The sequence below is a fragment of the Ruegeria sp. HKCCD4315 genome (assembly GCF_013112245.1).
Taxonomy (GTDB): domain Bacteria; phylum Pseudomonadota; class Alphaproteobacteria; order Rhodobacterales; family Rhodobacteraceae; genus Ruegeria.
On sequence record NZ_WVRN01000002.1, the window covers coordinates 499543 to 524857 of the forward strand.

Annotated in this window: 22 protein-coding genes; 5 read left to right on the top strand and 17 right to left on the bottom strand. The window is 55.5% G+C overall.

Annotation, left to right across the window (positions count from 1 at the left end):
* Positions 1–17: 17 nt before the first annotated feature.
* The 4 genes from GS646_RS20145 to GS646_RS20160 all read right to left on the bottom strand — a co-directional run bounded on the left by GS646_RS20145 (position 18) and on the right by GS646_RS20160 (position 6263).
* Complete coding sequence (locus GS646_RS20145) at positions 18–1292, bottom strand: folylpolyglutamate synthase/dihydrofolate synthase family protein (RefSeq protein ID WP_171647165.1); 1275 nt, start codon at positions 1290–1292, stop codon at positions 18–20.
* On the bottom strand, positions 1289–2218 hold the full coding sequence (accD, locus tag GS646_RS20150) for an acetyl-CoA carboxylase, carboxyltransferase subunit beta (protein WP_171185372.1): 930 nt from the start codon (positions 2216–2218) through the stop codon (positions 1289–1291). Before accD ends, GS646_RS20145 begins: the two co-directional genes overlap by 4 nt.
* A gap of 60 nt (positions 2219–2278) precedes the next feature.
* Entirely contained in the window at positions 2279–3088 is an 810-nt protein-coding gene (locus GS646_RS20155; protein ID WP_371732116.1) for a lysostaphin resistance A-like protein, read from the bottom strand.
* Positions 3089–3155: 67 nt separating this feature from the next.
* A complete protein-coding gene (locus GS646_RS20160; RefSeq protein WP_171647163.1) occupies positions 3156–6263 on the bottom strand; it encodes an ABC transporter transmembrane domain-containing protein in 3108 nt (1035 codons plus the stop codon).
* Between the two features lie 249 nt (positions 6264–6512).
* On the opposite strand from GS646_RS20160, the gene GS646_RS20165 reads away from it, so the two are divergent.
* The 3 genes from GS646_RS20165 (at position 6513) to GS646_RS20175 (ending at position 9250) form a co-directional block, all read left to right on the top strand.
* A complete protein-coding gene (locus GS646_RS20165; protein WP_171185366.1) occupies positions 6513–7274 on the top strand; it encodes a DUF6478 family protein in 762 nt (253 codons plus the stop codon).
* An 11-nt stretch (positions 7275–7285) separates the two neighbouring features.
* A complete protein-coding gene (locus tag GS646_RS20170) occupies positions 7286–7645 on the top strand; it encodes a hypothetical protein (protein WP_171185364.1) in 360 nt (119 codons plus the stop codon).
* A gap of 78 nt (positions 7646–7723) precedes the next feature.
* Positions 7724–9250, top strand: a complete 1527-nt coding sequence (locus GS646_RS20175) for an MFS transporter (RefSeq protein WP_171647161.1) — start codon at positions 7724–7726, stop codon at positions 9248–9250.
* 112 nt (positions 9251–9362) lie between these two features.
* On the opposite strand, the gene GS646_RS20180 is transcribed toward GS646_RS20175, so the two are convergent.
* The 6 genes from GS646_RS20180 to GS646_RS20205 form a co-directional block, all read right to left on the bottom strand.
* Complete coding sequence (locus GS646_RS20180) at positions 9363–10703, bottom strand: S41 family peptidase (protein ID WP_171185360.1); 1341 nt, start codon at positions 10701–10703, stop codon at positions 9363–9365.
* Between the two features lie 6 nt (positions 10704–10709).
* The gene (locus GS646_RS20185; protein ID WP_171185358.1) at positions 10710–11840 is read right to left on the bottom strand and encodes a murein hydrolase activator EnvC; all 1131 of its coding nucleotides are present in this window, start codon (positions 11838–11840) and stop codon (positions 10710–10712) included.
* Complete coding sequence (gene gpmI, locus GS646_RS20190) at positions 11837–13354, bottom strand: 2,3-bisphosphoglycerate-independent phosphoglycerate mutase (protein WP_171185356.1); 1518 nt, start codon at positions 13352–13354, stop codon at positions 11837–11839. The genes GS646_RS20185 and gpmI overlap by 4 nt, the downstream gene beginning before the upstream one ends.
* Positions 13355–13456: 102 nt before the next feature.
* The gene (locus tag GS646_RS20195; RefSeq protein ID WP_171647159.1) at positions 13457–15127 is read right to left on the bottom strand and encodes a sulfatase-like hydrolase/transferase; all 1671 of its coding nucleotides are present in this window, start codon (positions 15125–15127) and stop codon (positions 13457–13459) included.
* A 70-nt stretch (positions 15128–15197) separates the two neighbouring features.
* Positions 15198–15434: a (Na+)-NQR maturation NqrM gene (gene nqrM / locus GS646_RS20200; protein WP_171647157.1), complete on the bottom strand. Its 237-nt coding sequence runs from the start codon at positions 15432–15434 to the stop codon at positions 15198–15200.
* Positions 15435–15448: 14 nt separating this feature from the next.
* A complete protein-coding gene (locus GS646_RS20205; protein ID WP_253746462.1) occupies positions 15449–16474 on the bottom strand; it encodes an FAD:protein FMN transferase in 1026 nt (341 codons plus the stop codon).
* Positions 16475–16848: 374 nt separating this feature from the next.
* Here GS646_RS20205 and GS646_RS20210 point away from each other — a divergent pair, with 374 nt between their 5' ends.
* Entirely contained in the window at positions 16849–17373 is a 525-nt protein-coding gene (locus GS646_RS20210) for a CBS domain-containing protein (protein ID WP_171094924.1), read from the top strand.
* Between the two features lie 2 nt (positions 17374–17375).
* Here GS646_RS20210 and GS646_RS20215 read toward each other — a convergent pair whose 3' ends face one another.
* The gene (locus GS646_RS20215) at positions 17376–18041 is read right to left on the bottom strand and encodes a metallophosphoesterase (protein WP_371732117.1); all 666 of its coding nucleotides are present in this window, start codon (positions 18039–18041) and stop codon (positions 17376–17378) included.
* Positions 18042–18324: 283 nt separating this feature from the next.
* On the opposite strand from GS646_RS20215, the gene GS646_RS20220 reads away from it, so the two are divergent.
* A complete protein-coding gene (locus GS646_RS20220; protein WP_171185348.1) occupies positions 18325–19338 on the top strand; it encodes an NAD-dependent epimerase/dehydratase family protein in 1014 nt (337 codons plus the stop codon).
* Positions 19339–19395: 57 nt separating this feature from the next.
* On the opposite strand, the gene nqrF is transcribed toward GS646_RS20220, so the two are convergent.
* From nqrF to GS646_RS20250, 6 genes are read right to left on the bottom strand one after another with little or no spacing between them, the layout of a single operon-like run.
* A complete protein-coding gene (gene nqrF, locus GS646_RS20225; protein WP_171094931.1) occupies positions 19396–20619 on the bottom strand; it encodes an NADH:ubiquinone reductase (Na(+)-transporting) subunit F in 1224 nt (407 codons plus the stop codon).
* Positions 20620–20629: 10 nt separating this feature from the next.
* On the bottom strand, positions 20630–21238 hold the full coding sequence (gene nqrE, locus GS646_RS20230) for an NADH:ubiquinone reductase (Na(+)-transporting) subunit E (protein ID WP_050603817.1): 609 nt from the start codon (positions 21236–21238) through the stop codon (positions 20630–20632).
* Positions 21238–21891 (bottom strand): NADH:ubiquinone reductase (Na(+)-transporting) subunit D, encoded by a 654-nt coding sequence (locus GS646_RS20235; protein ID WP_152460184.1) that lies wholly within the window; start codon positions 21889–21891, stop codon positions 21238–21240. The genes nqrE and GS646_RS20235 overlap by 1 nt, the downstream gene beginning before the upstream one ends.
* Positions 21891–22706 carry a Na(+)-translocating NADH-quinone reductase subunit C gene (locus tag GS646_RS20240; RefSeq protein WP_171185346.1) on the bottom strand — a complete coding sequence of 272 codons (816 nt, stop codon included), beginning with the start codon at positions 22704–22706 and terminating at the stop codon, positions 21891–21893. Before GS646_RS20240 ends, GS646_RS20235 begins: the two co-directional genes overlap by 1 nt.
* Positions 22699–23907: an NADH:ubiquinone reductase (Na(+)-transporting) subunit B gene (locus GS646_RS20245; RefSeq protein WP_171185345.1), complete on the bottom strand. Its 1209-nt coding sequence runs from the start codon at positions 23905–23907 to the stop codon at positions 22699–22701. Before GS646_RS20245 ends, GS646_RS20240 begins: the two co-directional genes overlap by 8 nt.
* 5 nt (positions 23908–23912) lie before the next feature.
* A complete protein-coding gene (locus tag GS646_RS20250) occupies positions 23913–25256 on the bottom strand; it encodes a Na(+)-translocating NADH-quinone reductase subunit A (protein ID WP_171647155.1) in 1344 nt (447 codons plus the stop codon).
* Positions 25257–25315 lie beyond the last annotated feature (59 nt).

The window sequence follows — 25315 nt, forward strand, 5'->3', positions numbered from 1 at the left end:
TTCAAACAGAAGAAGTTTTAGCCGTTTTCGCGCAAAACATTGCCTGCAAGGTAGAGCGAGCCGCAGATCAACACACGAGCTCGAGGGTCTTGGCTTGTAATTGACGCCAGCGCGTCTGACACGCTGCCTGCCGTAGACGCGGGCAAGTCAACTTTTGCCGCAGCAGTCGCCGTTTCTTCTGCGCTGAGTGTCGCGGCTTCACCCGGAATTGATACCGCAGTCAGGCTTGCGGCTTGTCCGGCCAGCGGTGCGAGATAGCCTGTCACGTCTTTGGTGTTGAGCATACCGCAAATCATATGCGTCGGTTTCTGTGGCAGTTTGGCCAGCACATCAGCCAGCGCAATTCCTGCAGCCGCGTTATGACCGCCGTCCAACCACAGCTCGGCCTGCGGTGCCTGTTCGATCAACGGGCCGGTTTTCAGACGCTGCATACGGGCGGGCCATTCGGCTTTGGTCACGGCAGCCTCATAGGCATCATCGCCCATATCCAGATGGCGCAAAACGGCCAGGGCTGCGCCCGCATTCTGAATTTGGTGCGCGCCCAGAAGGTTGGGCGATGGAAGATCCCGCAATCCGGTTTCGTCCTGATAGATCAAGCGTCCGTTTTCCTCATGCACGTGCCAATGTTGACCATGGACCAACAGAGGCGCGCCGAGCCGTGCGGCCGTGTATTCGATGACTTCGAGGGCTTCGTCCTGTTGAGGCCCAACGATGCAGGGCACGCCGGGTTTTATGATCCCAGCCTTTTCGGCGGCGATCTTGCCCAACGTGTTGCCCAGAAACTGCTCATGATCGATCGAAACCGGCGTAATCACAGTCACTGCAGGGTTTTCGACCACGTTGGTAGCGTCCAGACGCCCGCCCAGGCCGACCTCAAGAAGAGTATAGTCCGCTTTTTCTCGGGCAAAGGCCAACAAAGCCGCGCAGGTCGTGATTTCGAAATAGGTTATGTTTTCGCCGCCATTGGCGGCGTAACATTCATCGAGAACTGCAGTCAGATCGGTTTCTGAAATCAGGTCTCCGGCAAGACGAATGCGTTCGTGAAACCGCGCCAAATGGGGCGAGGTATAGGCGTGTGCCGAGAGCCCTGCCCCTTCGAGCCCCGCGCGGATCATGGCCTGGGTCGAACCTTTGCCATTGGTTCCGGCAATATGGATAACCGGGGGCAGTTTGAGCTGTGGATTATCCAGCGCCGCCAGCAGACGCCATACACGGTCCAGGGTCAGATCAATGATCTTGGGGTGCAACGCCATCATTCGATCAAGAATGGCGTCAGATGTCTGAGCGGTCATTTCTGGCCGGTCTCTTCAGCAGCGACTTCTTCGGCTATTGCCGGTTCCGGCGCAGGCAGATCACCCTTGATCGCCGGGGGCTGGTTCATCAACATCCGTGTGATGGTGATCAGCTCTTCGCGCATGTCGGTGCGTTTGGTAACACGGTCCAGCATGCCGTGATCCAACAAGTACTCGGCGCGTTGGAACCCTTCGGGCAGCTTTTCCCTGATCGTTTGTTCAATCACACGCGGGCCAGCAAAACAAATCAGCGCGTTGGGTTCTGAGATATGGACATCGCCCAACATGGCATAAGACGCGGTTACACCCCCGGTGGTGGGGTGGGTCAGAACGACGATGTAAGGCAAGTTCGCCTCTTTCAGCATCTCAACAGCTACGGTTGTCCGCGGCATTTGCATCAGGCTGAGGATACCTTCCTGCATCCGAGCGCCACCTGCGGCAGAAAACAGGATCAGCGGGCGCTTGAGCTTTACGGCCTCTTGCGCGGCGGCAATGATCGCGTTGCCGACATACATGCCCATCGACCCGCCCATGAAAGAAAAGTCCTGCGCTGCTGCGACAATTGGGGTGCGGCCAATTTCGCCCAAAGCAACCAGCATCGCTTCTTTTTCGCCGGTCTTCTTCTGGGCTGCTTTCATGCGGTCGGGATATTTTTTCTGATCGCGGAACTGCAGCGGATCGTCCTTGGGGGCCGGAACGTCAACTTCAGTGAAAACACCGCCATCAAACAGGTGCTTGAACCTGTCACGCGGGGTAATTGCCATATGGTGGCCACACTGGGTGCAGACGTTCTGGTTCTCGGCCAGTTCGCGGTGGAACAGCATCGTCCCGCACTCGTCGCATTTGTGCCAGAGGTTTTCCGGCACTTCACGGCGCGAGAAAATCGAGTTGATCCGGGGGCGGACGTAGTTTGTGATCCAGTTCATGTCGGAACCTTGGCTTTTACGGTGTTGACGTCAAATAAGACGCAACGGAAGGAAATGCAATCAGCGCCTGAGCGCAAGTCGCGCGGCCAGCCAACAAACGAACATCATGACCAGATCCACCAACAGCCAAGGCCGCAGCTGTTCTGCGTCGGACGTGTCAAAGGGCAAGACAAACAGAGCTAGCCCGCTCAGACTGTCGGGTAGAGAGATGAACAGCAAAGCGATGACATTGTTGAAGAAATGCAGGGCTATGGCAGGACCTAATGTTCCTGCTCGGGCCGTCAGATCCGAAGCCAACAGGCCAAAAACGAAGGCCCAAAGCGCAATCAACAGCGCGTTTCCACCCGCCGCGTCGGGCGCATAGTGACCCACCGCAAACAAGATCGATGGCACACCCATCCAAATGATCGGTGAGTTGAACCGGGCGGCAAGGGTTTGCTGGATATAGCCGCGAAACAGGATTTCTTCGGCGCTGACCTGAATCAGGACAGCAAATGCCGCAACTGGAAGCAAAAGCACCCATGTGGTCAGCGGCAATTTTTGGGTCAGTTCCCCTCCCATGCTGTAGGGAGGCAGCAGAAATCCGATGACACCGAGTATCAGCAAGGCTTTCAAAACGCTTACAAACTGGGTCTCGGCCAGACGTCGTTCACCCAAGATGGACCATAGTGTTCGGTGTTGCATCTTGCGTGCCGCCACGGCGACCCCAAACGTTATGAACCCGAAACTGACCAACAACAGAATCAACGCCAGAGGCGAGCTTCCCGCCAAAAGCTCCTGCGCCCATTCGTTCGGGCCCATCGCCACGAGTGCAGCGAAGAAAACCATGTTCAGCAGGCTTACCAAAACACCAATGAGCAAGAGACCCACAAGCAGGCGCCACAGTTCTGGGCGCCTACGCGCGGTTTCCGTCAAATAAGCATGCGGGAAATAAGCCTTAGGCATGGTTATTCGAACTCTCTGGCTCTTCTTCCTGAGTGACTGTAGGCAGCAATTCCTCTGGGTTTTGGGCAGCGGAAATCCTGTTGGACAGCGTTGTCAGGTAACCCGCAACTGTCCGAAGCAACTGCGTGGCAACGGTTGCGTCGCTTTCCACCACAGCACGCAGCTCTTCGGCCCCGATACGCAGGAAAAGACAATCCTCTGTCGCGACAAGATCCAATTGACGATCTTCACCCGTGATGATTGACAAGTCACCAATAAGGCGACCAGGTTCAATGATCGAGATCGGGCGTCGTGTTCCGTCTTCGTTGAACCAATCCAAACGAGCCTGACCCGTAATGCATAGATAAGCGGCGTCCGGGGCCTGACCACGCGAGAAGATGACCTGCCCGGCCTTGACTTCATACCATTGGGCCGAGAAAGCCAGCAGCCGTTGATTGCGCCCGTCCAGACCTGAAAACAATTCTGTGGCTGATAGAATTTCAAGCTTCCGGCTCAGATCATCAGTTGTTCCACCAGTATCTTCAGGTTTGGTTCGGGATACTCCGTCGATCCTTCCCTCCTTGATTTCTACAAATAGATCATAGGCTTCGGGATGGGCAAAATGATCTTCCATGAAGATCATGATTGAGTCCGGCAAAAGCTCTCGCAGTTTCAGGCGGGTCCGCAACCGGCTTTCTGAATCGTGGCTGGCCAGCGCCTTGTCCAGAATCAAAACATCGGGGCGCTTGATTCCGGCGCGTGAAAATGCAGCGCGTTCCTGAAAGACGGTCGGCAGGTTGTTACCGCCCAGACCAGAGGGCAGATCATAGATAATGGCGGCAGCTCTGCGGCGCAGGCCCGCTTCGTTCATAGCCTCGGCCACCACATCTTCGATTTCTTCCGCATGTGCGCCCGCCAACAAGGACACGCGCCCATAGATCGCATTTTCCATTACTGTCAGCCGCGGGACATATAGATCAGGAGTGACAGGCGTAAACAGCCCATCCATTGCGCCCCGCAACCGCTCGGCGTGGCTTTTGCGGATCGTCAGGATCTTGTCCTTGTATTCTTCGGGGAAATCCGGGCCGATCTGCTCGGCTGTCAGCAGGAAAGGCACAGTCAGCAGCAAGGCGTGGTCTTCTTGGCTGAGTTCCGTTTCACCTTTGGCTTTGCGCTGATCTTCTATGTCGAGCAACCGGTGAAACATGTCTTTCGACATGCCAAGCCGCAGGAACAGGGGGTGATCCGCGCCGTCCCGTCCGAATGTTTTACCGAGTGTGTCCAGAACCGCGTTGGAAATGCTCAGAGCCTCGTCCGCCAAATCATGTACGCTGAGCATTTTTACAAAACGGGCGTCCTCGACCAGAAAGTCAGGAGAAATATCGCGGGACGGCGCGGCAAAAAGCAGGTTACCACCCAATGGAACCGCCGGATTAAATCGTTCCGGATCGAAACGATAGACATACCGGTCAAGACCTTTGGCTTTCAAACGCTCGGCAATCGTTTCCCGAAGGTTGACCACTTCCCGCGCCAAAACGGGGTGAATTTCAGGATTAAACTGCGTTCGCAGTGTACGACGGAACATGAACTCGTCGATGCCCATGGCTTCGACAAGCTGGAACCACCAATCGCGAATATCCTCGATACCGTCCAGACCTGCGAGACCGGGATCGATCCATTCATCGTCCAGCGAATCTGGGGGATTGCCAGACCGGACTGCTTCAATTTGCTTGCGGGACGGCGTTCTCTGAGTTTCAGCGCCATGCTGGGGATGTGTCCGCAACGGCATCATCAGGTTATCGCCCAGCGTTCCATCAAACAGATAGGGCCGCGAATAGGCATAGCCAATCCGGGCCGCAATCACAGCTTGGTGCAAGTCATTCAAGTTGTGCCCGGAAACGATCACGTCCCCCTGTACAGGTAAAATCTCGCGGGTCAAAAGCTGACCCAAGGCACTTCTTTCCGCGGCGTGAGAAGACTGGATCGCAACGCGCGCCCCGTGCGGGATAGTCAGATCCAGATCTTCCAGAATAGTTTTGCCGTCGCTATCGCGCACCGTCACGTTGCGCAGCTCAATTGCCCCATCCAAGCGCGGAATCGCTTCGGGTTCTCCGGAAAACAGCTCTTCGGGTATCATGTTGTCGGGGGCGAACCGTTCAGTCACGACCTCCCACCGCAGAGACATGTCCTGAACCTGATTGTAATAGGTCAGCAAATCCTTCCATGGGCCACTGAGGTCCTTATAGGCCCCAAGTGCTGCTACCAGAGCACCCACCGTCACCTCACCCGTGATCGCCAGATATCCGCCCACAGAATAGAACAGGAACGGCGTCATCTGAGTGATCAGATTGTTGAGGAACTTCATGAAGAATTTCTTGTTGTAGATCTTAAAGCGGATCTCGAACAATTTCCCCAAACGGTCGCTGAACTGGGCCAGACGATAACGCCAGCCGCCATTGGTGCGCAGGTCACTGATCCCCGCAGCGCTTTCACCGATTTCCGAACTCAGACGCCGGACTTCCTGAATACGGTCTTTATTCAGCAGGTTGATTTGTCGTTGCAATTTGGGGATCAGCCAAGCCTGTAACGGGATCAATGCGATACTGGCCAACCCGAACCACACGCTTTGCATGAACAGGAACGTGACAATGGTCATCATCTGGCCGAACTGGAACACGGGCTGAGCAATCGCATCGCCCATCAGTCCACCCATCGGCTCAGCCTCGGATGTGATCATCGAAACCAATTCACCCTGACTGGTCGTGGCGAAATAGGATTTTGGAAAGCGCATCGACCGCTCAATCAGCGTAAAACGCAATCGACGCAGCATACGCTCGGCCAGGACGCCCTTCATCGTATTGATGCGCATCTTCATCAAGCCGCTGGCGATCACCGTGCCCAGAAACGCTACGCACAGTATCAGCAGATAGTGGACCTGCGATACCGTTATACCCCAAATGGTAACCGTATCACCCGGAGCACCGATGGCATCATTGATGATTTGCTTGGGCAGTTCCAACGAAGCATAGAGGAACGGAAATGACAGCACTGTCAGCAACAACAAGACCAATTGCTGTTTCTTCGAGTACTTCCAAATAAAAGAAAATAAAGTGGGCTCCATTTACTGGCCTTATCGATAGCTAAACGGATGTGTGGCTAAAACTGGGTGACCCATGTTGCAGGGCCCGACGGTACGCTCTGACTCTGCGCTTTGCAAGGCAAGACAGGCACGCACGCATCCGTTCGCGCCTAACCGAATTTTGCTTTGCACCCAACTGAAAAACGCGGATCGAAGATCGCAATTTCGTTATTGCGGGTTTGTTCCCGAAGGCGTCTTGACTAAAGAGGCTGTGTATCGGACGACGAGGCCATGGGCAGGATTCTGAATCGCTATCTTTATCGCAAGACACTGGAACGTTGGCGACGGGCTGCACAGCGTGTGCAAGACGCAGGACAAGCGGACCTGCGGCAACAGCGTGATCAGGCGCGCGCATTGCGAAGCCATCTTGATCAGTTGATCCAAACAGCAGATTCTCGTCTTATTCGCCCAAAGATCGGGTCCATGCAGTTTGCCAAGCCTGTCGGCACGGACTGGAGTTGCAGACCGGACCTGTGGCGCGGACCGTTGGCGCAACCCGGCGTTGCTTCGGCCCCGCGCAAAACGGCACTTGATGCGCACGTCAGCCTGTTTCATGACTGCCCCCTGTCCGAGATTACAGTGCGCCAAATCCGAAATCGGGATACAGGCGATCTGGCCCCGTTCAGTCTGGCCGTTGAAGTCTTTAGTTTTGAAGGCTCATTTCTTTCGGTGTCCGTGGATCTGCCGGGCGATGCAACACAGAATCTGACGCGTGAGCATTTGATACGGATGGAGACCGTAGTTGACTGCGAACGATCCACCGGGCTGTTCGCGCGCCTCAATATTCAACACGGTCCCAATTCTGAACAGGTACTGCGCCAGTTGAGCGCGTCTGACGCCCGAAACACCGTAGATTTCGATCTGGCCCATCTGCCCCTGAATGAACGCCGGATCGAAAAGATCTGGGTAGATTTGATCTTTGAGACCCCAAGCATGAACCGGATGGTGGTGCGGGACCTGGCGTTCTGCCGCTTCCATCGTGCCGATTTGTGAGGCAATCGGATATGACACAAACCAACTTGACCTTCCTCCGGTTCGAAAATGGACTCTGGCAAGCACATGTTCGGGCTGGACAGGAACCTACGATTGAGGTGCGGTATCGCGGCGAACTGCTGGAAAACGTTAATCTGGCACCCAACGAAAACGGGTGGGATTTGAACATAACGGTGCCTGTTTCAGCTCTGTCTGAAGGCGTCCACAGCTTCGTCATAACCGATCTGGCAACATCGGATAAGCTTGGAGATTTCACCGTCATCGCCGGTGAACCCGCAGCAGATGATCTGAGGACCGAAGTCGCGTTGTTGCGGGCTGAACTGGACATGCTGAAACGCGCGTTCCGCCGGGTTTGTCGGGGCGACGACTAAGCCCGACTAAGCCAAGTCTCTATCTTTTATACCAATTTCCGTGCATCATGGGCATATTCAAAACGGATCGCGCCCGATATGGATCGCAGTAGTATTGTTAAAGTCATCGCGTTGATGGTGACAGGGTTTGGCATCGGCATCGATTTTACCGGTGCTCTGATGCTGGTCCCCGCGATTGAAAACAGCTTTGATGCCGATATCACCAGCACCCAATGGGTTTTGAATATCTACGCCCTGTTTTTTGCGATGACCATGGTAGCCGGAGGACGACTGGGCGATATGTACGGTCATCGAAAGATGATGATCATCGGCCTGTGCATTTTCCTGTTTTCGTCGGTGATGTGCTTTTTTTCGCCCAACCTTGATTTTTTGATCCTGGCGCGTGCGTTGCAAGGCATCGGCGCCGGCTGTGTTTGGCCCTGCACACTTGCGTTTGGGGCGACTAAAGTGTCCAAACCTGAACATCGGGCTCTTGTAATGGGGCTCATTCTGGCAGGTGTGACCACCGGCAATGTATTTGGCCCAATGATTAGCGGATTGGCTGTAAACTTGGGCGAATGGCGGTATTTCTTCCTGGCCAACGTCGTCTTCTCCTGCATTTCGATGGCCACCGCCCTAATCCTGATGGAGCGCGAAACGCAGCACAAACAGGACGAGCATCTCGACTTGGCTGGCATGGGCCTGTTGGCGTTTGCCGTTCTGTTCCTGCTGTATGGGTTGGATGTTGGCGCGGATTGGGGATGGACGTCGGTACCGTTGTTGATGCTTTTCTTCATCAGCGCCGTGCTTTTCCTCTTGTTCCCCAAGGTAGAAAAACGCGTTACCGAGCCTTTGCTGCTGCCGCAAATGATGCAGAACCGTCAATTCAAGATCACGCTTGGCCTGAATATGTTCAACGTTTCAGCCGCCTTTGTTGGGTTGCTCTATTTTCCTCAGTACATGCAAAAAGTGCTGGGCTGGTCGGCATTTGAATCCGCATTGGGGCTTGCTCCGCTGACCGTTTTGCTGGCGGTGGGGTCGATTGTTTCAGGCACGCTGTACAATGATTTCGGACCCAAACGGCTGCTGTTCTGGGGTTATATGATTGCCACAATCGGTGCCGCGACCGTTGTCATTCTGCCAAGCGATCTGGGTTACTTCCGCATTCTTCCGGGCATGGCGATGATCGGTTTGGGAGCGACCCTGACCGTCGGACCATCGGGTACAGCTGCCGTTTGCGCCGTCAAGCCTGAGCGGGCCGGACTGGTCGGCGGGCTAAGCTTTATGACCCATCTGGTTTACGGAGCCATTTCCGTCGCCTGTGCCACTGCTGTTATGTACGTCGTCAGCTTGTCCAAACTGCGTGATGGCCTGCATGCCGCCGGTATCAAACTATCTGAGACCGATTTAAGGGCAATCAACGGCAGTACACTGGATACGGCTTCTGCACATGCGGTGATCAGCCGTTTGAGCGCCGGCGATTTGGCAAAGGTTCAATCCGCCTTGTCCGATGCTTTTAACAGTGGCATGAGCATGGCGTTTGTTTTTTCGACAATATCCGTATCGGTGGGTATCGTGCTGGCGTTGTTGTTGGACGAAAAGAAACTGCACAAGATCGAGAGCTAGGGCGCTTTCAAGACCCGCTGACTCTCGCGATCCCGACCAGCGCCCTATTCAGAAAAGCAACCAACTGCGCATTCAAATAAAAAGGGCCGCGTTCATCGCGGCCCTGATTGAGTTATTGAGAAGGTCCATTCGGATTGAACGCGGACAGGCCCTTGAGGATGTCAATGGCATAAGCCAGTTGGTAATCCTCTTCCCGCAGTTCAGCCGTCGCTTCAGCCTTGGCACGGTCTTCTTCAATTTGGCGAATTTCATCCTCGCTCAGGCTGTCATTGTCCAGGCTACCACGCAGCTCGGCCTCGGACCGGGTAAAGCGGCTGTCCTCTTCCTCTTCAGTCTCGGGCTGCGGACGCGGTTGTTCCACGATGATATCCGGGCTGACACCCAGGGCCTGAATAGAACGACCCGATGGAGTGTAATAACGCGACGTTGTCAGGCGCATGGCCCCGTCACCGCGCAGCGGCATGACTGTCTGCACAGACCCCTTACCAAAGCTTTTTGTGCCCACCACGATTGCGCGTCGGTGGTCCTGCAAGGCGCCTGCCACAATTTCGGACGCCGAGGCCGAACCGCCGTTGATCAGAACAACGATTGGTTTGCCTTCGGCCAGATCGCCCGGCGCGGCATTAAAGCGCTCGCCCTCTTCCGGGTCGCGGCCACGAGTCGAAACGATTTCGCCTTCGTTCAGGAACGCATCCGACACTTTGATCGCCTGCGTCAGCAAACCGCCCGGGTTATTGCGCAGGTCGAGGACAAATCCATTGACCTTGTCAATGCCACCGGCTTCTTCGATCTGTTCCTGCAAACCTTCTTTAAGGTTCGGGAAGGTCTGGTCGTTGAACGTAGTCACACGCAGAACCACACTGGTGCCTTCAGTGCGCGCACGAACAGCCGTCAGTTTGATCGTATCCCGGATGATTGTAACGTCGAAAGGATCCGGCTCACCTTCACGAACGACGGTGATCACAATCTCGGACCCCACCGGGCCACGCATCAGGTCAACAGCCTTATCCAGCGTAAGGCCCAGAATGCTTTCGCCATCGACATGAGTGATGAAGTCCCCGGCTTCAATTCCGGCTGCGTCGGCAGGAGTGTCGTCAATCGGCGATACGACTTTGACAAAACCGTCTTCCTGCGTGACTTCGATGCCAAGCCCACCAAACTCACCCCGCGTCTGAACACGCATCTGTTCGGCATCGTCGGGCGACAGATAGCTGGAATGCGGATCAAGCGAGGTCAACATGCCGTCAATGGCGGCCTCGATCAGTTCTTCGGGTTCGACCTCTTCAACATATTGCGCGCGGATGCGTTCAAAAATGTCGCCAAACAGATCCAGTTGTTCATAGACGCTGGCCTTGTTTTCGGCCTCCTGCGCCAGCAGGGGTCCTGCAATCTGTGTCGTTGCAAGAATACCTGCCAAAGTTCCGGCCAGACCGGCCATCACAAATCTCTTCATACTCGCTTATCCATCCTTGTCGGTCCGGAACCATGTTTCCGGGTCCACGGAGCTATTGTCTTCTCTTACCTCTATATAGAGCGTTTCTGAGCGATCAGTTCCAGTGCCATCACCGCTTGTTGACAATATTGCGCCAATTTCGGGCGTTTCACCGGGCATCAACCCCACCGGAGTGCCTTCGGGGATCACTTGCCCGGGGTTGCCATAGACCTCTTGCAAGCCGGAAAACACAAAAAGCAGCCCGGGCTGCGGTTCAAGAATGACCAGATTCCCCAAATCCAACAGGGGGCCTCGGTATCGGATCGTCGCTGCAGTGGGTGATGTGACCAAGGCGCGCGGGCGGGTTCCCAGCACCAAACCGGCGCGTGTCACCCCCGCAGCATCCGTTTCTCCAGCCTTGTGCAACAAGACGCCCTGGACCGGCAAAGAAATCTGCCCTTTCTGACCCGAAATATCCGCATCGGTTTCAACAATCTCACCTTCCGAGATTTCGGACAGACCGCTAGCAAACCCATCCAACGTTTCCGTTGAAGAAATCAAAATGGCCGTGCGTACCGGATCTTCGACAAATCGTCTGGGCAGATCTGTGCGATCGGCGATGGCCTCGCTCAGACGCGTGCGCGCATCCTGCACCCCGCTGAGACCTTCGGTTAGTGTTTCCGAAGCGCTTTGTTGTAACAGACGCAGTGTCTGCACTTCGTTCAAATCATCTGCCAGAGCCTGCGCTTTGGCGTTCAAGCCCGGAGTGACCTCGGACAGCATTATACCGGCCCGCGCCGCGCCCAATGGGCCCGATGGATGCAACATCAAAACCGGAGGCGCCGTTGTTTCAATGGTTTGCAAAACGCCGATCAACTGCCGGACGTCCTTTTCGCGCGCCCGCAACTCGGCGCTCAGCTGCGCCTCGCGGGTTGCGGCCTGGCGCAGCCCTTCCCGCATCGCGCTCAATCCCGCCTCGTAGGCCTGGATCGTTTGGGTAAGCGCACGTACGCGGTCTCGGGCACCGTCAGCCTCGCTTAGCGAGATTGAGGCGTCCTCCAACATCTCTGCGGCTTTCAATGCCGCCAGCGATGAATCTGACTGGGCCAGCGCCGGAACGGCTGAAATCAGGAAAGCCGCAAGGGTCGCCAGTTTCATGACAAAAGGCTTTCTCCGGTCATCTCTGGTGGTTTTGGCAGGCCCATCAATTCAAGCAAGGTTGGAGCCAGATCCGACAAACGCCCCTGCCGTAACTGCGCCCCTTCTGGCCCACCGACCAGCGCCACAGGCACAGGGTTCAGTGTATGAGCGGTATGTGGACCACCCGTTTCGGGATCAACCATCATTTCGCAATTGCCATGATCTGCGGTGACAATCATCGCACCGCGGGCCTTTTCCAGTGCAGCAACAACTTGCGCCAGACCCTGATCCACAGCCTCACACGCTTTGATCGCCGCCTTCAAATCACCGGTATGGCCCACCATGTCAGGATTGGCATAGTTCGTGACAATCAGGTCATACCCATCTTCGATAGCCTCAACAAATTTGGCCGTCACCTCAGCCGCCGACATTTCGGGCTGCAGATCATAGGTCGCAACCTTTGGCGATTTCGGCATAAAACGGTCTTCACCCTGTTCAGGCGTCTCTTTGCCGCCGTTCAGAAAGAAAGTTACGTGTGGGTATTTCTCGGTTTCGGCCAACCGGAACTGGCGCAGCCCTTGTTTGGCCACCCATTCCCCCAGAGTATTCATGATGGCCCGTTTGGGAAAAACCGTGGTCATGTAGGCGTTGTGACCGTCCGAATATTCTACCATGCCCAGCAGTGCCGAGAGAGAGGGCCGCGGCCCTGTGTCAAAGTCGGAAAACCCGGGCTCTCCAATGGCGCGCAGGATTTCCCGTGCCCGATCAGCACGAAAATTGAGGCAGAAAAACCCGTCGCCGTCTTGAACGCCCGTGTAACCATCAAGAACAGTCGGGGTGATGAACTCGTCTGACTCGGACTGGTTATAGGCATGATCGACCGCACCATGGGCGCTTTGCGCCGCCCTTCCCTGCCCTTTGATCATTGCGACATAGGCTTCGCTGACACGTTCCCAGCGATTGTCCCGGTCCATGGCAAAATAGCGTCCGCAGACGGTCACAATGCGCGCGTTTTCAGGCAGGCGCTCTTCCAGTTCCGCGATATAGGTCAGCGCCGATTTTGGCGCTACGTCCCGCCCATCGGTGACTGCATGCAGCGCAACAGGGACGCCAGCATCGGTGATCGCAGTCGCCGCGGCGACGATATGGTTCAGATGCCCATGCACGCCACCGTCCGAGACCAGCCCCATCAGATGCGCTGTCCCGCCCGCCGCTTTCACTTTGGAGATAAATTGTTGCAGGGCTTCATTTTCGAAAAATGAGCCGTCTTCGATCGCCAGATCGATCTGACCCAAATCCATGGCGACAACGCGACCTGCGCCGATATTGGTGTGGCCAACTTCTGAATTGCCCATTTGTCCACTTGGCAGACCTACATCGGGGCCATGGGTGATCAGCGTTGCATGAGGGCCATTGGCCATGATCGTATCAAAAGTCGGCGTATTTGCCAGAAACGGCGCATTGGCTTTGGTGTCTTCGGACAGACCCCACCCATCGAGAATGCACAAGACAACAGGTTTGGGCGCGGCCATAGAATTTCTCCGATTACTGCTCGTGCGCTTCTTCTATCGCCTTGCCTTCGGCGGGTGAACCACCTTTGGGCAGGTGAAAAAGATTTAATAGACGCAGAGGCGCTATTCCTTGAGGTAGCTCTTGTATGGACGTGCCTTTTGATTTCGGTACTTCACAGTAAGGTCCAAAGGCGCGTCATTTTCATCATACACACCCAAGACAATGCCTCGGCCTCTACTTTTGGTACGCATGTCGATCAATTGCTGTTCCGACCTCGTGGTGCGTTGTGACGGTCGCCGCGCCCATGCGAACAGGTGATCATACATTTCAGCGATCACGTTTGCATGCTCTGCGCTGTTGCCCAGATCATTCAGTTCCTGAGGATCGTTTTCCAGATCAAACAGGATCGGTCTGTACCCGCCTTCGCAATGGATCAGTTTCCACTTTTTGTTGGCCACCATGAACATCACCGCTTCGCGAACCGACACTCCTACGATATCAGCGATCGGTGAGCCTGAGTAATCATATTCGCAGATGACAAAGTCCCGGGGCACCTCTTCTGCGGTCCCATGCAGGATGGGCAGCAACGAATGACCTTCAAGGATATGAGTGGCAACGTCACCGCCTGCCAGATCAACAAAGGTTGGAGCCAAATCGATGGACTCGACCAGCGCATCACTGACCGTCCCACGGGTCGCATTTGCTTCAGGCGATGGATCATAAATGATCAGCGGCATTTTGGTCGAAGCATCGTGAAAAAACGTCTTCTCACCCATCCAATGATCACCAAGAAAGTCACCGTGATCCGAGGTTAGAACGATCATCGTGTCGTCCATCCGCCCGGTTTTTTCCATCCAGTCGAACAGACGCCCCATCTGGTCGTCGGCTTGTTTGATCAAGCCCATATAGGCTGGGATCACCGCCTCACGCACATCCTGTCGCGAAAAGGTCTGACCAATCTTTGTGTCCATGAACGCCTTGAGCACCGGATGCGCATTTTGCCGTTCAGCCTCGGATCGCACTACGGGCAAAACATGTTCTGGACCGAACATTGAGGCATAAGGTTCTGGCACGATGTAAGGCCAATGCGGTTTGATAAAGCTCAAGTGGCAGCACCACGGTCCGTTATGTGATTCCATGAACTCAATACCGCGCCCTGTCAGATAAGGCGTTTCACTGTCTTCTTCGGCGATGTTGGCCGCTTCGGGCGCGTTCTTCAGAAACCAGCCGGACAGCACGTTGCCCTCGGCATCCAGACCTGAATTGGCAAAATCATGCCATGGATTGTCGCTCTCGTACCCCTTGGCCTTGAGGAACTTGTTGTACTCCTTCGCTCCGTGCGGATCGTAAAACCCGTCGGGACCCTCGGGCAGCATACCGTCATCGCGTTCGAACACGTCAAAGCCGCATTCGGCAACCCGGGCACCAATCAGGCTGTCGGGTTCCAGCCCCAACCGCGCCATGCCTTCGGCATCGGCGCGCATGTGGGTTTTGCCGACCAGCCAGCAGTCCATTCCCGCCTTGCGCAGATGATCACCCATCGTGATCTCGCCGACTTTGAGCGGAATACCGTTCCAAGACGCCCCATGCGAATGCACATAGCGCCCGGTATAGGTCGACATGCGCGAACTGCCGCAGATTGGTGACTGAATGTAAGCCCGGTTAAACCGCACGCCTTTGGCTGCCAGGCGATCTATGTTTGGCGTGTGCAGGTGCGGATGCCCGTAACAGCTCAGATAGTCCCAGCGTAGCTGGTCGAACATGATGAACAGGATGTTTTTTGCCTTGGCCAACGCGACGCCCCTAAACCTTACGGAAACTTAGTTAGCCATTTCCGTCCGCAGTGCGAAGCAAAACTTTGCTTCAGGCCTGACGTTCCATCTGCTCCAGCATCTTCTTGGCGCGCTTGCATTGCAGCTGATCGCGCAACGGGCTGTTGGGATCCACGTCTTTTTGGCAGACAACGCATTTATCAGCACCCGATATGGCATTCAGACCACCACAGCTGCCTTTGACGGTCTTGCCCATCAGCATGACGCCGAGTGACATACCCACCATAACGAGGGCGAGAAGAATAAAAGCCAGAATAAAAGTGCTCATCTCAGCTCCTCCAGTCAGTTCGATTCCAGCGCGTCTTTGAACGCGGTGCTATGGGCAGTAATATAAGCTTCTTCACCGCCTGTCACATCCCGCGAGATGAAATACACGGCAAGTTTATGCTCTTCCGCCAGTTTCAGGCCCTTTTCCTGACCCAAGGCCAGCATCGCGGTGGCCCATGCATCGGCCATCATCGCGTTTTCGGCCAAAACAGTGACAGAGGTCGTCCGGTGCGTGATCGGGCGTCCGGTCGTGGGATCGATAATATGCGAATAGCGCACGCCGTCCTGTTCGAAGAAATTCTTGTAGTCGCCCGAGCTGGCCATGCCCAGGTCATTCACTGACACGATCAGCTGAATGCTCTGACTGCCCGTTTCCGGTTTTTCGATGCCGATGCGCCAAGCTTCGCCCTTTTCGTTCTGACCCATGGCAACCAGATCACCACCAATTTCAACCAGGTAATTCTCGATTCCGGCGTCCCTTAAGGTTTCGGCAACCGCATCGATGCCATATCCCTTGGCAATTGCAGACAGGTTGATACCGACGCTGGCGTCAGATTTCGCAAGAGTTCCGGCTTCGTCATCCAGCGTCAGCAGACGGCTTTGGCCGACGCCGTTTAACGCGGCCTGGATGTCAGCGTCAGACGGCACCGGATCTTCGGGCTTACGAGGGCCAAACCCCCATAATTCGATCAGTGGGCCAAGGGTCACATCGAAAATTCCACCGGTTTTTTCGTGCACGTCGTTGGCAGCAGCGATGACCAAACCGAATTCGTCCGAGATAGTCATCGGCTCTGTACTGGCCGACGCCGAAAAGACAGAGACCTCGGAATTCGAGTCCCAGTTCGACATCTTCGCGTTGACCTCAGCCAATGTCTCATCGACCGAGGCTGCAAGTTTGGCCTCGTCCAGATCGTCGCCTATGGCAGTGATATTGAAGGTTGTCCCCATCGTTTCACCGGACAGGCGAACCACTTCGGGCTCCTTGTCCAAAAAGCAGCCGGAAAGAAGGGCAACAAGGGCCACAAAAGGCAAAAGACGCATAGGGCGAGCTCCGGGAATTTCTGTGCCCGGCATATGCCAGTGACCCTCGTCAGAGTCAAATCGACATCAGAGTTTTAACGGCAGAAAACCCAATACCAAAAGCCCAACCCCAGCCGGAACTCCAAACAACCACGCTCGCTTCTGCCACCCCGGGGCCTGGTGCTTCCAGGCCATGCGAAAGTTGTGACCACACACGACAACCGCAAAGAAGATCAAAGCGGCCACAGGCGGTGTAAGGTAGAGTCCACTCACAAGCTTGATCGTCCTTTGTTGACCCAGATTTCGTGCATTCGGGCATTTGCACCCTATACAGGTCGTTTAGCTGCGCTAAGGTGAAAGGGAAAGACATTGCAAGAACCATAAGGAGATTGCCCATGGCCCCAACCTCTTACCAGTCACCAACACGCGGCGACAAGGCAGACAAGACGACGTATAGCCAATCGGCAGAATCGAACTTGTCGCACTCACAGACCACCGTGGCCAAACTGCTTGAGGGAAAAGGGGACGCGGTATTTTCGGTGCGGCCAAACGATACGATCCATTCGGTGGTCAACACGCTTAAGGACAAGCGGATCGGGGCCGTTTTGGTGACAGATCAAAACGGAGCCTTGCAAGGCATCCTGTCAGAGCGCGACATTGTGCGGCGCATGGCAGACACACCCGGCCAGACCTTGCCGCAAGCGGTCGAAGACCTGATGACCAAAGAGGTCAAGACCTGTACACCAGACGATCTGCTAAACGATGTGCTGAAGACAATGACCGAAGGTCGTTTCCGCCATATGCCCGTTCTGCGTGACGGCCATTTGAGTGGCGTCATCACTATCGGAGACGTCGTGCATTTCCGATTGAAAGAGCTGGAATACGAAGCCCTTCGAATGAAGCAGATGATTGTCGGCTAGGATCAGCCCGTCGAAAGGAACCTGACGCCTCCGTCCTCGATCTCCGCGGCCGTCAACCGGCCTGAGGCAAAAGCGCCCGTGTCAATCGACAGGACCCTGTTTCTGACACGGGGCTGGTTTACGATTGTGTGACCGTGCACCACCCATTGATCATCGCCGCGCGCGGTTCTTGGGAACATGGGATGTCCCCAAAGGCAGATCTGACGATCCTGAGCTTCGACAGGGCGACGAGGGTCCAAAGCCGCGTGAACAATAGTGACGTTGCCACTGGTCCAGGTCAGGGGCCGCTTTGTCAGCCATTCCAGCAATTCCTGACCCATCGCTTGTCGTAGGCCTTCGGCCAGTTCCTTGACTTTCCGGCTTTCTTCCAGGTCTCCAGTTGGTTTGAGCCCGAATGACGCCAGCGTATGCAGACCTCCGTTTCGAAACCAGAGCCGTGCATGGCGTTCTGGATCATCCAAGAAATGCAACAACATCTCTTCATGGTTACCAAGGAGGCAATGGACGTTCCGATCTGATGCGTCGCTCAGATGGTGCAGATGGCGCAACACTTGCGCGCTGAAAGGCCCCCGGTCAATGTAGTCTCCAACAAAAACCAGAGGGCTTTGATCATCCAAGCGTGGCAACAACGCATGCAACAAATCCAGACGGCCATGAATATCAGCCACCGCCGTCACTCGCGTGGTGGGGGCGATGTCACAGGGGAAGGTATCGGTTGCTCGCCCTGTTTTGCGTTGAAGTCGCTGTCTGATCCAATTGCTTATCATACGGTCTGTTCCCTACCCTTCTCGCCTATTGGCGGCAATGAACAACTGATTGAGCAGGCAAAGTGTTGACCAACGGCCATAGGTTGTCCGATATGGCCTTGAAAGTCGTCAAACGCCATTGGTCTGGTTCATGGACCAAAGCCGTTTGGTCAGCCATGGTTTTGCAGAGCGTTCAGAGGGTTTTATGAAGCGGGTATTGATTACGGGCTCTGCGGGGTTCATCGGTTTCCACCTGGCCAAGCTGCTTCTGGCAGAAGGGTTCCGGGTGCATGGCTATGACGGAATGACCGATTATTACGATGTGACCCTGAAACAGCGCAGACATCAGATCCTATTGCAAACCCCAGGGTTTACCGCGACCGAAGATCGGCTGGAAAACTATGACCGTCTGGTGCAAGTGGCGGACGAGTTCCAACCCGATTTCATCGTCCACCTGGCGGCCCAAGCCGGTGTTCGGCACAGCCTCGAATACCCCCGAAGCTATATCGAATCTAACGTCGTTGGCACGTTCAACGTAATGGAAATCGCGCGTCAGCATGAGGTCGAGCATCTGTTGATGGCTTCGACCTCGTCCATCTATGGTGCCAACGAAGAAATGCCGTTTACCGAAACGGAAAAAGCGGACACGCAATTGACCATCTACTCTGCCACCAAAAAGGCGAATGAGGCGATGGGGCATTCCTATGCGCATCTGTGGAAGCTGCCGACCACGATGTTTCGGTTCTTTACGGTCTATGGCACCTGGGGGCGGCCCGATCTGGCCTATTTCAAGTTTGTGGCCGCCATTTTGGAAGGTCGTCCCATTGATATCTACAATCATGGAGACATGTATCGGGACTTCACCCATGTTGAGGATCTTGTGCGCGGGATCAGATTGCTAATCGATGTGCCCCCGGTCCGGCCGGCCAGCCGTGAAGACATTGAGGACGGCGACAGCCTGTCACCCGTAGCACCCTATCGTATCGTCAATATTGGAAACGGCGACAAAGTGCGCTTGATGGATTTCATCGAAGCTATCGAAGAGGCGGTTGGACAGAAGGCAATCAAGAACTTTATGCCGATGCAGATGGGCGACGTTCATGCGACATGGGCTGACAACCGTTTGTTGCAGCGGCTGACCAATTACCGTCCACAGACGGACCTGAAAGACGGCATAGCCCAGTTCGTTTCCTGGTATCGGGATTATTACGGAAAATAGCGTCGTGTGACGGCCAAAACGAAAAAACCGGCGCTTGAAGCGCCGGTTCTTGTTTTCTTACCCGCCAAAATCGTCGAGCATGATGTCTTCTCGGTCCACGCCCAGGTCCAGCAGCATGTTGATGACCGACTGGTTCATGATGGGCGGGCCACACATGTAGAATTCACAGTCTTCTGGCGCGGGATGGTTCTTGAGGTATTCTTCGAACAGGACGTTATGGATGAAACCGGTATAGCCTTTCCAGTCATCCTCGGGCTGCGCATCCGAAAGCGCGACATGCCAATCGAAATTGTCGAACTCTTCGGCCAGTTGGTCGAAATCTTCGACAAAGAACATCTCTTTCTTCGACCGCGCGCCGTACCAGAAGCTGATCTTGCGATCGCGATTTTCCAGACGTTTGAGCTGGTCAAAAATGTGGCTGCGCATGGGGGCCATGCCCGCACCACCACCGATGAACACCATCTCTTTTTGGGTCTCGCGCGCGAAGAACTCGCCAAACGGACCCGAGATTGTGACCTTGTCACCCGGCTTCAAGTTGAAGATGTAAGATGACATCTGACCCGGAGGGATACCTTCCGAGCCCGGAGGCGGTGAAGCTACGCGGACGTTCAGCATGATCATGCCCTTCTCGTCCGGGTAGTTGGCCATCGAATAGGCGCGCTCGATCGGTTCCGCGACAACCGACTCGTACTGCCAAAGATTGAAGCGGTCCCAGTCTTCGCGATATTCCTCTTCCACGTCGAAATCAGTGTATTTCAACGCGTGCGCAGGGGCTTCAATCTGAATGTAGCCACCCGCGCGGAAGTTCACGTCCTCGCCTTCCGGCAGATCCAGCGTCAGCGCCTTGATGAAGGTTGCCACGTTCTCATTCGAACGCACCGTGCATTCCCATTTCTTGACGCCAAAGACCTCTTCGGGGACTTCGATGTCCATATCCTGCTTCACGGCCACCTGACAGGACAGTCGGTCACCGCACGAGGCTTCGCGTTTGGTGATATGGCTTTCCTCAGTGGGCAGGATCGACCCACCACCCGAATGCACGCGCACCCGACATTGCGCACAGGTGCCACCACCCCCGCAAGCCGAAGGAACAAAAAGCTTTTCGGCCGCCAGCGTTTGCAGCAATTTGCCGCCAGCTGGTACGGAAATGGTTTTCTCGCCATTGATTGTGATGTTCACGTTGCCGGTCGACACCAGCTTGGACCGGGCGGCCATGATGACGGCCACCAGTGCCAGAACGATGACGGTGAAAAGAGCTACGCCTAGGGTAAAGGTTTCCATTGACGCCTCCTTACAGTTTCACGCCCGAGAAGGACATGAAGGCCATGGCCATCAATCCTGCGGTGATGAAGGTGATGCCCAGACCCTGTAGGCCGTCGGGAATGTCCGAATATTTCAGCTTTTCGCGAACACCCGCCATCGCAGTGATCGCCAACGCCCAACCAAAGCCCGAAGACAGGCCATAGGTTGCCGCCTCGGCAAAGTTGTAGTCACGCTCGACCATGAACAAAGACCCACCCAGAATGGCGCAGTTCACTGTGATCAGCGGCAGGAAAATCCCCAGCGCGTTGTAAAGCGGCGGGAAGTACTTGTCCAAAACCATCTCGAGGATCTGAACCATCGCCGCGATCACGCCGATATACGAGATCAGGCCAAGGAAGGTCAGGTCCACATCCGGGAAGCCAGCCCAGGCAAGTGCGCCCGGTTTCAGCAAGTAGTTCAGCAACAGATTGTTCGCGGGCACGGTGATGGCCTGCACGACCATAACCGAAATACCCAGACCCAGCGCGGTTGAAATCTTCTTGGAAACGGCGATGAAGGTACACATCCCCAGGAAGAAGCTGAGCGCAAGGTTTTCGACAAAGATGGCCTTTACGGCCAGTGAGATCAGACCTTCCATTAGTGGGCCTCTACCTGCTGAATTTTGTATTCACGCTCTTCCACCTGGTTCGGCTTCCATGTGCGGAAGGCCCAGATGATCAGACCGATGATGAAGAACGCCGACGGGGGCAGCAGCAGCATGCCGTTGGGCACGTACCAGCCACCGTTGTTGACAGTCTCCAGAATGGTAACGCCGAACAGCGACCCGGCGCCGAACAACTCACGAATGAAGCCGACCAGCAGCAGGATCAGACCATAGCCCATGCCGTTGCCCATGCCGTCGATAAAGGACGCAACGGGCGGGTTCTTCATCGCAAACGCCTCGGCGCGGCCCATCACGATACAGTTGGTGATGATCAGACCGACGAAGACCGACAGGGTTTTCGAGATCTCGAAAGCATAGGCTTTCAGGATCTGGTCCACGAGGATCACCAGCGAGGCGATGATCACCATCTGTACGATGATCCGGATCGAACCGGGAATCTGGTTGCGCAGGCAAGAGATGAAGAAAGACGAGAACGAGGTCACGAAGATCACCGCCAGCGCCATCACCATCGACACCTGCAGCGACGAGGTCACCGCCAGCGCCGAACAGATGCCCAGCACCTGCAAGGTGATCGGGTTGTTGTCGACAAGCGGGTCGACCAGCATCTCTTTCTTGGTCTGAGACATTAGAACTCTCCTGCTTGCAGCTTGGCCAGGAACGGAGCATAGCCCGCGTCACCCATCCAGAATTTCACCAGGTTATCGACACCAACCGAGGTCAGGGTCGCCCCTGCCAGAGCATCGATATAGAAATCGGGACCGGCCGCAGGTTGCGATTTGGACACCGTGATTTGCAGATCACCATTGTCATCGCGCAACTTCTTGCCATTCCACAACGCTTTCCAGCGCGGGTTATCCACCTCGGCCCCAAGGCCGGGGGTTTCGCCGTGCTGATAGAATTGCAGGCCGTAGATATCGTTGCCGTTATTCTCCAGCGCAATAAAGCCATAAAGCGTGGACCATAGACCATAGCCGTGCAGCGGCAGGATCACCTTGTCCAGATCACCTGCATCATCACGCAGTAGGTAAATCACGCGGTATTTCGACTTGCGACCAATGCCCGCGGGATCATCGTCCAGCGCAACGCTCAACTCAGGGTCGCTGGCAGCAGCGATGTCGTCGAAGGTGGTCGGGTCGAACCGATCATCGACGAAGTCACCGGTGGACAGTTCCAGCACATGCGGTTCAAAAGCGGCAAACGCTTCGGTCACATCGATGCCGGGTTCAAAAACGCCCGCAACTTGCAGAACGTTGACCTGTTTGTCCTTCAGTCGGTTGGTTTCCTGTACCGGGCGCAGGCTAACGGCTGCGGCGGAAACGACCATCGAGGCGACAAGACAAACGGCGACGGCGATGAAGATCGTTTTGCCAACCGAGTCCGGCGAGGCCGCCAGAAACTTGGCAATCGCGCCCTTCGGTTCTTGGGAATGCGTATCAGACATGGCGACGCGCCCTCCGTTTAATGTTGGCCTGAACGACGAAGTAATCGATCAGCGGTGCAAAAACGTTCCCGAACAGGATTGCCAGCATCATGCCTTCGGGGAAAGCCGGATTGATCACGCGGATCATCACAACCATGACACCGATCAGAGCGCCATAGATATAGCGACCTACGTTGGTGTGGCTGGCCGAAACCGGTTCGGTCACCATAAAGGCCAGACCAAACGCGTAACCGCCCAGAACGATGTGCCAGTACCATGGCATCGCGAACATTGGGTTGGTGTCCGAGCCAATGAGGTTCAGCAGCAGGGTAAAGCCGATAGTTCCGGCCAGACAGCCCACAATCAGCCGGTAATTGGCAATCTTCGTCGTCAGCAGGAAGGCCAGACCGATCATACACGCCAAGGTCGATGTCTCACCAAAGCTGCCCTGGATCTGTCCGAAGAACGCGTTTGACCAGGTGATGCCTTCAGCCGCCAGCGCCTGAACGCCGTCAGCCGCCGAAACCGCCAGTGCAGTTGCACCCGAGAACCCATCAACCGGGGTCCAAACCGCATCGCCCGACATCTGCGCAGGATAAGCGAAGTACAAGAAAGCCCGGCCAACCAGCGCCGGGTTGAGGAAGTTCTTGCCTGTCCCACCAAACACTTCCTTACCGATCACGACACCGAAGATAATCCCCAATGCGACCTGCCAAAGTGGCGTGGTCGCGGGCATGATCAGCGTGTAGAGCATTGATGTGACAAGGAAACCCTCGTTCACCTCGTGCCCGCGCACGGTTGCGAAGATGACCTCGAAAATACCACCGGCGACCAGCGTGACGATATAGATCGGTAGGAAATACATCAGCCCGTGCATGACATTGGCAAAAATGCTTTCCGGGTTCAGCGAGATGCCAAACATCTGCAGAATGGCGATCCGCCATCCAGTTGCGGAATCAGGCCCAAGCGTGGCTATAGCTGAATTGGCCTGATAGCCGGTATTGTACATTCCCCACAGGATACACGGGATCGTCGCGATCACGACATAGGTCATGATCCGCTTCATATCCACGTAAGACCGCGCATGAGGGGCAACGGTGGTCACAGTTTTCGGAGTGTAGATAAAGCTTTCGACCATCTCGTAGATGGGGAAATACTTTTCGTACTTGCCGCCCTTGGTAAAGTTCGGCTCGATCCGATCGAAGAAGCTGCGCAAACCCATTTGGATCAGCCCTCCTTTTCAATCTTGCTCAGGCAGTCGCGCAGCGCCAGCCCGTATTCATATTTCGCTGGACAGGCAAAGCCCACAAGGCCTAGGTCCTCTTCATCCAGCTCCAATGCGCCCAAGGCTTGGGCGGTGTCGGTATCCATCACCAACAAAGCGCGCAGTAACTGTGTGGGCAGGTAATCCTGCGGCATCAGTTCCTCGAACACACCGGTTGGCACCATCGCGCGACGTCCACCATTCAGGTTGGATGTAAAAGCGTACAGCTTCTTGGCAAACGCAGAACCCAAAACGGGCTGAACAGAAAACTTCGATGGCATTGGACGAATCCAGCCCATCGGAATTTGATCGTGATCTTCACGTATGATGCTGATCTGGCGCGCAAATCGACCCAGATAGGCTGTCGGTCCATCCGCTTGCTGACCAGACAGGATTGAACCCGAGATGATACGCGGCGTGCCGTCCACGTTCACCTCATCACGGGTCAGGTCATCCGTGGATGCACCCATAACGGTGCGTACCAGACGCGGCTGACGCGCCCCGGGTCCGGTCAAAGCAATCACAATATTGGGATCCAGATGACCGGTTTGCATTAGGCGGCCGATTGCAATGACATCCTGATAGCTGATGGTCCAGACCTGCTTTTCACCAACCAGAGGCTCGAGAAAATGGATATGGGTACCCGCCAGACCAGACGGGTGCGGACCAGAAAACGCCGCCGATTCTACGCCGGGAACATCTGCTCCGGGGATCGCATCGCCGTCCTTCTGGCACAGAAAGGTTTTTCCTTCGGTCAGTTTGGTGATCGCTGCCAGACCCGAGTTGAACGCCTCGGGCGCTTCAGCGATGATCGACGCGGCATCTGGGGCCAGCGGATCACTGTCCATGGCAGTTACAAAGATTGCCGTCGGCGCGCTGCCCGGCTGCGGCATCTTCGAATAGGGCCGGGTGCGAAACGCGGTCCACAGGCCGGCTGCACACAGTTTGGCGGTCACACCTTCTGCGCTGTTTGCATCGCCAACGTTCGAAAAATCGACGCCGTTGTCATTTGCATCCGACACTTCGATCACAACGCTTTGCAGGACACGGCGGGCACCTCGGTTGATGGCAACCACCTTACCGCTTACCGGCGCAACCATCATCGCCTCTGGTGCGTCCTTGTGGCAGAACAACGGTGCACCCCGTTGAACCTCCTCACCCTCTTGCACCAACATCTTGGGCTTCAGGCCGATATAATCTCCACCCAAAACGCCGACGGTCTTGTAGTCCGGCCCCGGATGGATGGTCTGGTCAGGAGCGCCTTCAACCGGCAGATCCAACCCTTTTTTAAGTTTGAAAGTTTGCATGTCGCTACGTTCTTCCAAGCCTTCATTGCTGCGCCTGCATTGCTGACGCCAGTTGGGGC